The organism is uncultured Marinobacter sp. (assembly GCF_947259545.1).
In the GTDB taxonomy this organism is placed as follows: Bacteria; Pseudomonadota; Gammaproteobacteria; order Pseudomonadales; family Oleiphilaceae; genus Marinobacter.
The window spans coordinates 169,142-182,838 of record NZ_CAMYMK010000008.1 but is presented as its reverse complement, the minus strand read 5'-3'; the positions used below and the strand labels follow the sequence as shown (position 1 = coordinate 182,838).

Below are 13,697 nucleotides of genomic sequence, written 5' to 3'. Positions count from 1 at the left end.
AGCGTGGCGAAGGCGCTGGGTTACAGCGCCATCTTCAGGCTGGCTTCAATAAACTTGTCGATGTCGCCGTCCAGCACCGACTGGGTATTGCTGGTTTCGACCTTGGTGCGCAGATCCTTGATGCGACTGTCGTCCAGCACATAGGAGCGGATCTGGCTACCCCAGCCGATATCGGCTTTGGCGTCTTCGGCCTTCTGCTTTTCGGCGTTGCGTTCCTGCATCTCACGTTCAAAGAGTTTGGCCTTGAGCTGCTTCATGGCCTGGTCTTTGTTCTGATGCTGACTGCGCCCGGCTTGACAGGCCACCACAATCCCGGTGGGGTTGTGAGTCAGACGCACCGCGGACTCGGTCCGGTTTACGTGCTGACCACCGGCACCGGACGCACGGTAGACGTCAACGCGCAGATCCGACGGGTTAATTTCAATTTCAAAACTGTCATCCACTTCCGGCGATACGAACACGGAGGAGAATGAGGTATGGCGACGGTTACCGGAATCGAACGGCGACTTCCTCACCAGGCGATGGACACCGGTCTCGGTGCGCAACCAGCCGTAGGCGTAATCGCCCTGGATATGGATAGTGGCGCTCTTGATACCGGCCACATCCCCTTCCTGCAACTCGACAATTTCCGCCTTGAAACCACGGCGCTCGGCCCAGCGCAGGTACATTCGCAACAGCATGTTGCCCCAGTCCTGGGCTTCGGTACCACCGGAGCCGGCCTGGATGTCCAGGTAGGCGTTGTTGGCATCCATCTCGCCGGAGAACATGCGGCGGAACTCTAGCTTTTCCAGCTCTTTGTCGAGACCTTCCAGGTCGGCTTCGATCTCGCCTGCGGTGCCTTCGTCCTCTTCCTCGGCCGCGATTTCCAGCAGGCCTTCGGCGTCTTCGAGGCCGGAGGTGAGGTTGTCGATGGTACGCACGATCAACTCAAGGTCCGAACGCTCCTTACCCAGTGCCTGGGCGCGCTCGGGATCGTCCCACACCGTGGGCATTTCCAGTTCCCGTTCTACTTCGACCAGTCGTTCACTACGCTGATCGTAGTCAAAGATACCCCCTGAGCGCTTCAGTGCGCTCACGAAGCTCTTTAATCTTCGTCACAATGGGATTAATTTCCATGGAACCCTTACTCGCTCTTGAAAATGGAGAGTAAAAACAGAGGCGGAATTCTACCGGAATTCTGTTTGTAAATCAGCCTGCGGGTTTGCTTACTATGGAGGCGGGTTCCGGGGTGGGGTCGCTTTTCTTTCGGGAAAAGAACTCGCTGCGCTCAGACACCTTTGTCCCTGCAGAAAAGCGACCCCACCCCTGAACCGGCAGAATTTTGCGCCAGCCCGCCCTGTATCAGGAGTTCAACGGCTCCAGGTAATCCACCAACAGCTGGAGGTTGGTTCGGCCCCTGAAGGTGTTGGCATCCGGCTTGTACACCACCCTGGCCCCGGTTTTGGTGTAGTCGGGCACTTCCGGGCCGGTATTGAAAGCAATGCCATCAACAATGCCGCTGCCATCAGCGGGCTGCAGCACCAGTTTCAGGTGGTTTTCGCCGACGATGCGCTGGCTGACGACGCGGAATTCTCCGTCGAACAGCGGCTCGGGAAAGTGCTGGCCCCAGGGGCTGGCTCTCTTGAGCAGGGTGGCGGTGTCCAGGGACAGCTCCTGACTGTTCAGCGGGCCGTCGGTGACGATGGCAGCTTCCAGATCTTCTGGCGTGAGCGTGTCCCGCACGGCTTTGTCGAAGGCTTCGCAGAAGGTGTCCAGATCTTCCCCAGCCAGGGTCATGCCGGCCGCCATGGCGTGGCCGCCGAACTTCTTCATCAGACCGGGATGGCGTGAGTCAACCACCGCCAGAGCGTCGCGGATGTGCAGGCCGGGAATGGAGCGGGCGGAGCCTTTGATGTCTTTGCCGTTGTCATCGGCGGCAAACGCGACCGTCGGACGGTTGGTTTGTTCGCGGATACGGGCGGCGAGGATGCCGATGACGCCTTGATGCCACTCCGGGTCATACAACGCCAGCCCCCAGGGCAATCCTTCCAGATCGAGCGACATGGATGCCAGCAGATCCTGGGCCTGGGCCTTCATGTCTTTTTCAATGGTGCGGCGTTCGCGATTGAAGGTGTCCAGTTCCCGGGCCAACCGACGGGCTTCGTCCGGGCTGTCCGCCAACAGGCAGGCAATGCCGATGCTCATGTCATCAAGCCGGCCAGCGGCGTTGAGTCGGGGGCCGACTACGAAGCCAAGGTCGGTGGAGCTGAGGGCGGTATGATCGCGGCCTGCCACTTCCAGCAGCGCGAGGATTCCCGGACGGGCCTCGCCCTGACGAATCCGGCGCAGGCCCTGCTCGACGAAGATCCGGTTGTTGTGATCCAGCGGCACCACGTCCGCCACGGTGCCCAGCGCCACCAGATCCAGCAGGGCACCAAGATTGGGCTGCGGCTCCGGCAGTCTGCCCTGCTCCCGCAAGTGCTTGCGCAAAGCCGTCAGCACGTAAAACATCACACCAACACCGGCGGCGTTTTTGCTGAGAAACGGGCAACCCGGCTGATTGGGGTTCACGATGGCATCGGCGTCCGGCAGGGTCTCGCCAGCCAGGTGGTGGTCGGTGATAACCACCTTGATTCCCAACTCTTTCGCGGCTCTGACCCCCTCAATTGCCGAAATGCCATTGTCGACGGTGACCATCAGGTCCGGCAGCTCACCCTCGTCTTTTAGCCGATGGATGATGCCGGGGGTCAGGCCGTAACCGTCCGCAAACCGGCTGGGCACCCGGAAGTCGACGCTTTTCAGTCCCAGCATGGAGAGGCCGAGCATGGCGACGGCAGTGCTGGTGGCGCCGTCGGCGTCGAAATCCCCGAGAATCATGACCCGCTGCTCGCCGGCTATCGCTTCAGACAGCAGCTCCACTGCCCGGTCGATACCACGGAGTTCCAGCGGTGACGCCAGGTGTTTCAGGGTATAGCTCAGCTGTTCATCAGAGGTGACGCCACGTGCGGCGTATAGACGGCGAAGCAAGGGGGGCAGGTTTTGCCCCCAGCCCGGAAGAGTATCGGGCTGAGGGCGACGCAGGATCTTTTTGGGTGTCATACCGGGTCAGGTATTCTTCCAGTTTTCTGCAATGAATTCCTGAACGCCCGCGATGTTGTTGTCCAGCACCGTGTAACGCTCTTCCCGCTCGAACAGATCCGCCATATGGGCCGGCAGTTCGGGCTTGATGGACAGCCCGGATTCGGCGATCGCATCCGGGAATTTGGCCGGGTGAGCCGTGCCCAGGGTAATCATCGGCACGGACTTGTCACGGCGACAGTTGCGGGCCGCGCGCACACCGATGGCGGTGTGGGGATCCAGCAGATATTCATTCTGCTCGTAGATCTCACGAATGGTATCGCAGGTGGTCTTGTCATCCACCGCGTCACTGTCGAACAGCTTGCGAGCGTGCTTCCAACGATACTCCTCAATGCTGACCGGGCCTTTGGCAGCATTTTCCAGGAGCAGCTTGACCGCCGCGCCATCACGACCGTGCAGATCAAACAGCAGACGCTCGAAGTTACTGGACACCATAATATCCATGCTCGGCGACAGGGTGTGCTCGAGCTGGTGCTGCTCGTACTTGTTGCCGCTCATGAAGCGATGAAGAATATCGTTGCGGTTGGTGGCAATCACCAGTTGGGAGATCGGCAGGCCCATTTTCTTCGCCAGGTAACCGGCAAAAATATCACCAAAGTTACCGGTGGGCACCGAAAACGCCATGCTGCGATCCGGTCCGCCCAGCGCCAGTGACGCCTGGAAGTAATAGACGATCTGGGCCATGATCCGCGCCCAGTTAATGGAGTTCACCGCCGCAAGCTGGGTCTTGCCATCCAGGAACGACTGGTTGCCGAAGCTCTCCTTCACCATGCGCTGACAGTCATCGAAATTGCCGCGCACCGCAATGTTGTGGATGTTGTCGCCCTTGACCGTGGTCATCTGACGGCGCTGCACCTCGGATACACGCTCGTACGGATGCAGGATGAAAATGTCCACGTGTTCACAACGACGGCAGCCCTCAATCGCTGCGGAACCGGTATCGCCGGAGGTTGCCCCCATGATCACTACGTGCTGTTTGCGCTTCTCCAGCACATAATCCAGCAGCCGACCCAGCAATTGCAGAGCAAAATCCTTGAACGCCAGGGTCGGGCCACGGAACAGCTCCAACACCCATTCATTGGTGTCGAGCTGAACCAGCGGAGCTACCGACTGATGGGCAAACACGCTGTAGGTCTCATCCAGCATCGTGCGGAAATCGTCTTCCGGAATAGCGTCGTCCACGAACGGGTACATTACCTTGAATGCCAGTTCGCTGTAGGACAGGCCACGCCAGCTGCGGATTTCTTCCAGACTGAAGTGAGGCAGTGACTCGGGAACATAAAGGCCACCATCGGTGGCCAGTCCGGTCAGCAGAACGTCTTCAAACCCCAGGGCGGGAGCTTCCCCCCGTGTACTGATGTATCTCACGTGCGTACCTGTCAGTTAAAGTTTTCAGCGCGGATGCGAACAACCTTGCCATCGATGTCCGTCAGGGCTTCCAGCTCTTCAATAGCACGGTTCACCTGGCGCTCCTGGACCGTGTGGGTCAGGATGATCACCGGAATACGACCGTCTTTCAGCTCGGACTCCTTCTGCATGATCGACTCGATGTTGATGCCATGCTCGCTGAGAATCGAGGCCACCTTGGCCAGTACACCAGGATGATCCATGGCTGTGATTCGCAGATAATACGCCGACTGGATATCCTCCATCGGCAGCACATCCAGGTCTTCCAGAGAAGACGGATCGAAGCCGAGGTACGGCACCCGCTGGGAGCTTCCGGCCGCAACCGTGCGAGCAACGTCGACGATATCCGCAATGACTGCTGAGGCGGTCGCCTCGTCGCCGGCACCCGGGCCGTAGTACATGGTCTGGCCGACGGCATCGCCATCGACAAGTACAGCGTTGAGCACGCCATCGACCTGAGCGATCAGGTGACTGCGCGGCACCAGCGTCGGATGCACACGCAGTTCAATGCCGTCATCACGACGGCGAGCAATGCCAAGGTGCTTGATCCGATAGCCCAGCAGTTCCGCGTGAGCAATATCATAAGGCGTGATTTGCGAGATGCCCTCGGTATAAGCTCTTTCGAACTGCAGCGGTACACCAAAACCGGCGGAAGCCAGAATGGTCAGTTTGTGTGCGGCATCGATACCCTCAACATCAAAGGTCGGATCGGCTTCCGCATACCCCAGATCCTGGGCTTCCTTCAACACTTCCGCAAATTCACGGCCAGCACGCATCTCGGTCAGGATGTAGTTACCGGTGCCGTTGATGATGCCGGCAATCCAGTCGATACGGTTGGCGGCCATGCCCTCACGAACCGATTTGATCACCGGAATGCCACCGGCAACGCCGGCTTCATAGGCAACAATAACGTTGGCCTTTTCAGCCGCCTCGAAGATCTCATTACCGTGAACAGCGATCAGGGCCTTATTGGCCGTCACCACGTGCTTGCCATTCTTGATGGCTGCCAGCACCAGTTCCCGGGCTGCCTCATACCCACCAATCAACTCCACCACAACATCAATGTCAGGATCGTTGATGACGTCGAAAATGTCGGTGCTGAACGGAATACCGTCCATATCAATATCTTCCCGGGGGGTTCGGCTAGCCACCCGGCCAATCCGGATATTGCAGCCGGCACGGCCCGCAATGATTTTGGCGTTTCGGGTCAATACATTGAATGTACCGCCGCCAACGGTTCCCAATCCGCAGATTCCGACACTGACGTCTTTCAAACTTTCACCTCTGATCCCGCTTGGGGGTGCTGATGGGTTTTCTTGGGGTTGTATCGAGAGGCCATAGTATACCGATTAAGGGCACGCTGAATAAGCCCCGCATTATCGCTATGGCGATTCCTTCAGGATGCCGGATCTGCTCCGGCACCCGCGGCGTCACAGCAGATCAAGTCCTTCAGCCAGTTTCCGGGCCGGAACGTAACCACGAACCATGTTACCGTCGTCCAGCACGATGGCGGGCGTTCCAGTAACACCAACCTGCCCTCCCAGAGCGAACTGGTCCCTGACCGGGTTCTCACACGTACTTGCATCAACCGGCTTTCCGGACTTGGCAGCGTTCATGGCTGCCTGCTGATCGTCACTGCACCAGACCGAAACGTATTTATTGAAAGAAGGCGTATTTGGCCCGGAACGGGGAAAACCGTAGTAATGGACGGTAATGCCATAGCTATTGAGCTCATCCATCTCGGCATGCAGTTTACGGCAGTATGGGCAATCGATATCGGTAAAGACGGCAATTTCAGCCTTTTCTTCACCATCAGCGGGATAACTGATCACTCCCCTGGCACCAAACTCTTCCATCTGCGACTTACGCACGATGGCCCGATTTTTTTCCGACACGTTGGCAATACCGTTATCGGTTACCTGCAACAAATCCCCCGTCAGCAGGTAGTCACCATCCTGGGTGGTATAGATGGTGTCACCGTTATTACTGTATACCTCATACAATCCGGGTGCCTCGGACTCGCGAACCTCAGTCACTTTAAGGCCCGGGATGGCCGCTGTGAGCCGCTCGGCGATCCGGTCCTCCGTCTCGCCGGCCATCGCGACCTGGCTGCCGACCAATATCAGGGCGACTGCCTGGGTGAATGCAAACAATTTTCTGACCAACATAATGTCTTCCGCTTTCGGTTATTGTTCAAGCTTGGAAACTCCCCAAGCCTATTCGCTCAAACTACTGCGACACTCTGACGACGTTAAAGTTCAGGTCTGATCTCAAGGCTACCAACCTTACCGGAAACCTCACCCCTCAGCCACGGGGATGATGGGCTTGATGCAGGGACTGCAGGCGCTGCCGCGCAACATGGGTGTATATCTGCGTTGTCGAGAGATCCGAGTGTCCCAGCAACATCTGGACGACCCGCAGGTCCGCGCCATGGTTCAGCAGGTGCGTCGCAAACGCATGACGCAGGGTGTGCGGGGACAAGTGCTTGTTAATGCCCGCACGCATGGCGTAGTGACGAATCCTGTGCCAGAAGGTCTGACGGGTCATCGCCACGGGACGGTTGCCTGGAAACAATGCATCCGAAGAGCGACCTTTTAGCAATTCAGATCGCCCTTCCTTCATGTACTGCACCAGCCAGTCCACGGCCTCTTCCCCAAGGGGCACCAATCGCTCCTTGTTACCCTTGCCAGTGATTCGCACCACGCCCTGACGGAGATTAACCTGATCCACTCGCAGTTCCGTCAACTCCGAGACCCGCAGTCCGCAACCATAGAGAATCTCCAACATCGCCTTGTCACGCAATTCTATGGGCACTGCCGGATCGGGTTCATCCAGCAATGCATCAACATCCTGCTCGGACAGGGAGTCCGGCAACCGGCGGGGCAGGCGGGGGCTGTCAATCTGCAAGGTGGGGTCTTCACTGATTACCCCCTCACGCAGCAGATATCTATAGAAACGCCGCAAACCTGATAATCGGCGAGCTGCTGTGGAGGTTTTGGCACCGTCCGCCAGCCCACGGGAAATCCAGGCAAGAAGATCCACTCGCCGCACCGCCCTCAGCAAGGGCTGCCCTGGCTGATCCGCCAACCACGCCGCCAAACGCTCAAGGTCATTGCGGTAAGCCATCCGGGTTTGCTCACCCAGGCCGTCTTCCAGCCAGATGGCATCAGTAAAGCGCGTGATCAGCGCTTCGTCATCGGGCCTGGGTTCCGGTCGGGATCTGCGTTGAGACACCATGTATGTTTCCGGGGCAATGAGCTAGGAGCCCTGTTTATAACAGCCAGACACGAAAAAGGCAGCCCATGGCTGCCTTTTCCTGAAGCACTCTGTTCAGCACAATGCTGATCAGCCCAGCTTCTCCTTGATACGAGCTGCCTTGCCAGACAGGTCGCGCAGGTAGTAAAGCTTGGCCTGGCGCACATCACCACGACGCTTCACTTTAATGCTGTCGATCAGCTTGGAGTGAGTCTGGAAAGTACGCTCGACACCCACACCGTAAGAAATCTTACGAACAGTGAAGGAAGAGTTCATGCCACGGTTACGCTTACCGATAACAACGCCTTCGAACGCCTGCAGACGCTCACGGTTGCCTTCAGTTACGCGAACCTGGATAACCACGGTGTCGCCCGGCGCGAACGCAGGGATTTCCTTGGTCATCTGTTCTGCTTCAAGTTGACTGATGATGTTGTTCTTGCCGCTCATCGTATGCTCCTGATACCCAATCTTTTAATGCCCTGATGATTCAGAGGCACCCGGTTCGTTCAAAATCTCTTCCAGCAGCTCACGCTCTTCGTCCGTCAACACCCGCTTTTCCAGCAGGTCGGGGCGTCGCTCCCGGGTTCGCCTCAGCGACTGCTTGAGCCGCCAACGCCGGATCTGATCATGGTGACCGCCTAACAAAACATCCGGCACCGCCTGACCTTCGTAAACCTCGGGCCGGGTGTAGTGCGGACAATCCAGCAAACCGTCGGCAAAGGAATCCTGCTCTGCCGACTGCGCATGACCCAGCGCTCCGGGGATGAGGCGCGTAACCGCATCAATGACAGCCATGGCTGCCAGCTCGCCACCGGACAGGACAAAATCCCCCAGCGACACTTCCCGATCGACTTCTGCCGATATCAGGCGCTCGTCGACACCCTCGTAACGGCCCGCCACCAGAATCAACTGCTCTTCCGCCGCAAGGGACTCAACAACAGACTGATTCAGCGTCTCACCCTGGGGTGAGAGATAAACAACACAGGCTTTGCCGGGTGCCGATTCCCTGGCCGCATGGATCGCATCCCGCAGAGGCTGCATCTTCATCAGCATGCCAGGACCACCACCATAGGGCCGGTCATCCACCGTACGATGACGATCATGGGTAAATTCCCGCGGGTTCCAGCTCTTAAAGGTCAGAAGACCATCACGAACTGCCCTGCCGGTAATGCCATAATCAGTTACCGCACTGAACATTTCCGGGAACAGACTGACTGCGCCAATCCACACCCTCAGAACTCCGGATCCCAGTCGACAACCATGCGCTTCGCGGCCAGATCCACTTCCCGAACCACCTGATCCGGAAGATAGGGAATCAGCCTTTCACGCTGGTCGATGGAAGCCTCGTTGGACTTCACCACCAGAACGTCATTGGAGCCTGTCTCGATCAGATGATCCACCACACCCAGGCATTCATCCTCGACAGTGAAGACATCAAGCCCCTCCAGCTGGTGCCAGTAGTACTCCCCCTCGGGAAGCGCCGGCAGTTCAGCGGTCGGAACCTTGACCTCCGCACCACAGTAGGTGTGCGCCAGATCACGATCATTTATACCTTTCAGCCTGACGACGATCCCCTGCCCCTGGCGGCGACCTTCCTCAAGCCTGGCCGGAATACGCTTACCATTAAGGACCAGAATCCAGTCGCGGTAGTTCAGTATTCCTTCCCTGGGGTCGGTGTAGGAATAAACCTTAAGCCATCCCTTGACCCCAAATACCGAGGTAATCCGGCCAATCACAGTTTCCTGCGAATGCTGTGTCATGCCATCAACCCCGGTGTTAAAGCGTAATTACTCAGCGCCCTTCAGCAGCTGGGCAACGCGATCGGTAGCCTGAGCACCCTGGCCCAGCCAGAACTCAACACGATCACGATCAACGCGCAGACGCTCTTCCTGACCACGGGCAACCGGGTTGAAGAAGCCAACACGCTCAATAAAACGACCGTCGCGGGATTTGCGGCTGTCGGTGACTGTCAGGTGATAGAACGGGCGCTTCTTTGAGCCGCCGCGAGCCAAACGGATTGTTACCATTTAACCAATATCCTGTTCTGTTGTACGAACTTTGTACGATTCACACCCGCCAAAACTGGCCAGCGTGAAGACCCATACTCGAAAGGGGCGCTATTCTATGCTAAAAAAGCGCCAATGAAAACAGGGAAACTCAGTGAAACCCGGTTTTCTGCGTACGGCTTTCTACATACGGCCAAATGGCGGCATACCACCACCGCCTCCGCCCGGAGGCATCATACCACCAAGGCCTCGCATCATATTGGCCATACCGCCTTTTTTACCGAATTTCTTCATCATCTTCTGCATCTGCTTGTGCTGCTTGAGCAGACGGTTCACATCCTGAATCTGGGTGCCGGACCCCGTCGCTATACGGCGCTTGCGGGAGTTATTGATGACATCCGGGTAACGACGCTCTTTCGGTGTCATAGAGCAAATGATCGCCTCCATCTGCCCCATGGACTTGTCATTCACCTGCTGCTGGGCCACCTGGGCCATCTGCCCCATACCCGGCAGCTTGTCCATCAGGCCGGCAACACCGCCCATGCTTTTCATTTGCTGCAACTGATCACGAAAGTCCTCAAGATCGAAACTCTTGCCCTTCTTGATCTTCTTGGTCAGCTTCTGGGCCTTCTTCTGGTCCAGCTTGCGCTCAGCCTCCTCTATAAGGGAGAGCACATCCCCCATCCCCAGAATCCGCGAAGCCACCCGATCCGGGTAGAAAGGCTCAAGGGCATCGGACTTTTCACCAATACCGAGGAACTTGATGGGCTTACCGGTAATGTGGCGCACTGACAGCGCCGCACCGCCACGGGCATCGCCATCGGTCTTGGTCAGCACCACACCGGTCAGCGGCAAGGCATCATTAAAGGCCTTGGCGGTATTGGCAGCGTCCTGACCGGTCATCGCATCGACCACGAACAGGGTTTCCACCGGGTTGACCGCCTTATGCAGTCGTCCGATCTCGCCCATCATCTGCTCATCCACATGCAAGCGACCGGCCGTATCCAGGATCACGACATCTATATGCTTTTTACGGGCTGCTGCGATGGCGCCTTCGGCAATGTCCACCGGATCCTGATCCGAGGAACTGGGGAAAAACTCCACCCCGACCTCACCGGCCAGAGTTTCCAGTTGCCGGATAGCGGCAGGGCGGTAGATGTCGGCACTGACCACCATCACCGATTTTTTCTGGCGCTCCTTTAGCAATCGGGAGAGCTTGGCCACCGTTGTGGTTTTACCCGCACCCTGCAGGCCAGCCATCATAATGACCGCTGGCGGCTGCACAGACAGGTTGAGGGATTCATTACCCTCACCCATGACCCGCTCAAGTTCCTGCTGGACGACCTTTACGAACACCTGGCCCGGCGTAAGACTGCGCTGCACTTCCTGGCCGACGGCGCGTTGGCGGACACCTTCTATGAAGTCCTTGACCACCGGCAGGGCAACGTCTGCCTCCAGCAGCGCCTTTCGCACTTCGCGCAGCGTGTCCTTGATATTGTCATCGGTAAGCCGCGCCTGGCCGGAAATTTTGCGCAGGCTACCGGAAAGTCGGTCTTGGAGGTTTTCAAACATGTTGCTCTTCCGTACCCCGGATAAATTGAGTGCACAAACCACAAAGCCGGAACCCGGCTCCTTGATTCCTGTTGCATAATCGCGACATTATAACCAGACTATCGCCCTGAAACGACCAACCCGGTCAAATCGGTGACTATCCGCACCGATCCCCAGTCAGACAGTGGTTAAAGGAAGTCATGGGAACGCTGATTCTCGCGGTCACCTCTCTTTTTCTGTACAGCATTGGTACTGCCCTGCAAGCACTCAGCTTCAGGGGGCGCGTCCATACCAATGCAGCCATCACCATGCTGATTGGCCTATTAGCCCTGACCGGTCATGGTTTACTGCTTGGCCAGACCGTTTACCAGGAAGGCAGTTTCGATTTCAGTTTCTTCCAGAGCTCGGTACTCATTTCCTGGCTGATTGTCTTTCTACTGCTGGGACTCAGCCTTCGAAAGCCAGTTCAGAGCCTGTTCCTGGGTGCCTATCCGCTGGCCGGGCTTACGATCATCCTGTCACTGATCACCCACACTCCTTCCCGCCTGGTACCGGAAGACAGCTACGGCATGCTCTCTCACATTGCCCTGTCCGTGACAGCCTACAGCCTGTTCACCCTGGCTGCCATTCAGGCCACACTGTTTTATTTCCAGAATCGCCAGCTCAAGCGCAACTACAACAGCCTGCTGGTTCGCAACCTGCCACCGCTACAGACCATGGAATCCCTGCTGTTTGAAATGGTCTGGGCCGGCGTAATCATGCTGATTCTGGCTATCGTTACCGGAGCGCTGTTCGTTAAAGATCTGTTTGCCCAGGACCTGGCCCACAAGACCCTGTTCTCCCTGCTGTCCCTGGTGGTGTTTGTGGCCCTTCTGATTGGGCGATACACCAAAGGCTGGCGCGGCATCACCGCCAGTCGCTGGACTCTCGCGGGCTGCGCACTGCTGATGCTGGCCTTTTACGGCAGCAAATTTGTACTTGAACTGGTGTTCCACCGATGAACGAAACCTCTCTTACCGTACTCTTCAGCATATTGGTTGGACTCATCGTTCTGTCGGCTTTTTTCTCCAGCTCCGAAACCGGAATGATGTCCCTTAACCGATACCGGCTGAAGCATATGGCCAAAACCGGCCACAAGGGCGCTAAACGTGCTCAGGGACTCCTGCAGAGAACCGATCAGCTGATCGGCGTGATTCTCATAGGCAACAACTTCGTCAACATCCTGGCATCCGCCATCGCTACCGTCATCGCTATTCGCATCTGGGGTGATGCAGGGATTGCGATTGCCACCATACTGCTGACACTGGTCATCCTGATTTTTGCCGAGGTGACCCCGAAAACCCTTGCCGCCCTGTTCCCGGAGAAGATCGCGTTTCCCGCCAGCCATATACTCGGGCCACTGCTCAAAGCCCTTTACCCCCTGGTGTGGGCGGTTAACCTGTTTACCGGAGCCATTCTGAAAGTCCTCGGCATCTCACCCCAGGATGCTGCCAATGACCACCTGAGCCGGGAAGAACTCCGCACGGTGGTGAACGAAGCCGGCGCCCTTATTCCTGCCAAGCACAAAGACATGCTGGTGGGCATTCTTGACCTGGAGAGCGTGACGGTAAACGACATCATGGTGCCCCGGAACGATGTGGTCGGGATTGACCTGGACGACGAACTGGACACCATCCTGCGACAGCTTCGCAGCAGCCAGCATACCCGGCTTCCTGTCTACAAAGGCGACGTCAACAACATCCAGGGCATCCTGCATCTTCGCAGTGCCTCAAAATTGCTGCTCCACGATGAGATCAACAAGGCCATGATCATGCAGTTGTGCCAGGAACCGTATTTCGTTCCCGAGAGCACGCCGCTGAATACCCAACTGATCAACTTCCAGAAAGGAAAACGCCGCTTCGGAATCGTTGTCGATGAATACGGCGACGTACTGGGGCTGGCCACGCTTGAGGATATTCTTGAAGAGATTGTCGGCGAGTTCACCACCGATTACGCAGCAACCAGCCCCGACATCATCCCCCAGGACGACGGCACCTTTATTATTGACGGCGCCACTGCCCTCAGAACCATCAATAAAACCCTGGGCTGGAAAATGCCCACGGATGGCCCCAAAACCCTCAATGGCCTGATCACCGAAACCCTGGAAAACATCCCCGAAACCAATGTCTGCCTGAAAGTCGCCGGCCATCGTATCGAGGTCCTGCAGATCAAGGACAATGTGGTCAAGGCGGCCATTGTCCACCCCAGCCGCCGCAAGAAGCGCTCCCTGCTCTGACCCACCCCATCCGCCGATACTGCCTAGATCATACTGTTATAACCGCCCGCGGGTTAGAAGATCAAAATTTAACCGACTCCTTGACC

At 57.3% G+C, this 13,697-nt stretch carries 13 protein-coding genes; 2 read left to right on the top strand and 11 right to left on the bottom strand.

The window, feature by feature from the left end:
• Positions 1–20 precede the first annotated feature (20 nt).
• The 11 genes from prfB to ffh form a co-directional block, all read right to left on the bottom strand.
• Positions 21–1,116 (bottom strand): peptide chain release factor 2 gene (prfB, locus tag Q0Y21_RS12530; protein WP_297795929.1). Its coding sequence is split into 2 segments (ribosomal slippage): positions 21–1,043 and positions 1,045–1,116, totalling 1,095 coding nucleotides; the frame shifts between segments, so codons are not numbered across the junction.
• 225 nt (positions 1,117–1,341) lie between these two features.
• Complete coding sequence (gene recJ, locus Q0Y21_RS12525; protein WP_297795927.1) at positions 1,342–3,078, bottom strand: single-stranded-DNA-specific exonuclease RecJ; 1,737 nt, start codon at positions 3,076–3,078, stop codon at positions 1,342–1,344.
• A gap of 6 nt (positions 3,079–3,084) precedes the next feature.
• Positions 3,085–4,485, bottom strand: coding sequence for a threonine synthase (thrC, locus tag Q0Y21_RS12520; RefSeq protein WP_297795925.1), 1,401 nt, complete (start codon positions 4,483–4,485; stop codon positions 3,085–3,087).
• Between the two features lie 11 nt (positions 4,486–4,496).
• The gene (locus tag Q0Y21_RS12515) at positions 4,497–5,798 is read right to left on the bottom strand and encodes a homoserine dehydrogenase (protein ID WP_297795922.1); all 1,302 of its coding nucleotides are present in this window, start codon (positions 5,796–5,798) and stop codon (positions 4,497–4,499) included.
• A 156-nt stretch (positions 5,799–5,954) separates the two neighbouring features.
• Positions 5,955–6,692, bottom strand: a complete 738-nt coding sequence (locus tag Q0Y21_RS12510) for a thioredoxin fold domain-containing protein (protein ID WP_297795920.1) — start codon at positions 6,690–6,692, stop codon at positions 5,955–5,957.
• A 136-nt stretch (positions 6,693–6,828) separates the two neighbouring features.
• A complete protein-coding gene (gene xerD / locus Q0Y21_RS12505) occupies positions 6,829–7,761 on the bottom strand; it encodes a site-specific tyrosine recombinase XerD (protein ID WP_297795917.1) in 933 nt (310 codons plus the stop codon).
• Between the two features lie 108 nt (positions 7,762–7,869).
• Positions 7,870–8,226: a 50S ribosomal protein L19 gene (gene rplS / locus Q0Y21_RS12500; RefSeq protein ID WP_297795914.1), complete on the bottom strand. Its 357-nt coding sequence runs from the start codon at positions 8,224–8,226 to the stop codon at positions 7,870–7,872.
• Between the two features lie 24 nt (positions 8,227–8,250).
• Complete coding sequence (trmD, locus tag Q0Y21_RS12495) at positions 8,251–9,009, bottom strand: tRNA (guanosine(37)-N1)-methyltransferase TrmD (RefSeq protein ID WP_297795911.1); 759 nt, start codon at positions 9,007–9,009, stop codon at positions 8,251–8,253.
• 2 nt (positions 9,010–9,011) lie between these two features.
• Positions 9,012–9,539 (bottom strand): ribosome maturation factor RimM, encoded by a 528-nt coding sequence (gene rimM, locus Q0Y21_RS12490; RefSeq protein WP_297795908.1) that lies wholly within the window; start codon positions 9,537–9,539, stop codon positions 9,012–9,014.
• A 27-nt stretch (positions 9,540–9,566) separates the two neighbouring features.
• Positions 9,567–9,806, bottom strand: coding sequence for a 30S ribosomal protein S16 (rpsP, locus tag Q0Y21_RS12485; protein WP_012138828.1), 240 nt, complete (start codon positions 9,804–9,806; stop codon positions 9,567–9,569).
• Positions 9,807–9,968: 162 nt separating this feature from the next.
• Positions 9,969–11,357, bottom strand: a complete 1,389-nt coding sequence (gene ffh, locus Q0Y21_RS12480) for a signal recognition particle protein (protein ID WP_297795904.1) — start codon at positions 11,355–11,357, stop codon at positions 9,969–9,971.
• A gap of 179 nt (positions 11,358–11,536) precedes the next feature.
• On the opposite strand from ffh, the gene ccsA reads away from it, so the two are divergent.
• A complete protein-coding gene (gene ccsA / locus Q0Y21_RS12475; RefSeq protein ID WP_297795901.1) occupies positions 11,537–12,337 on the top strand; it encodes a cytochrome c biogenesis protein CcsA in 801 nt (266 codons plus the stop codon).
• Positions 12,334–13,611 carry an HlyC/CorC family transporter gene (locus Q0Y21_RS12470; RefSeq protein WP_297795898.1) on the top strand — a complete coding sequence of 426 codons (1,278 nt, stop codon included), beginning with the start codon at positions 12,334–12,336 and terminating at the stop codon, positions 13,609–13,611. Before ccsA ends, Q0Y21_RS12470 begins: the two co-directional genes overlap by 4 nt.
• Positions 13,612–13,697: the final 86 nt, after the last annotated feature.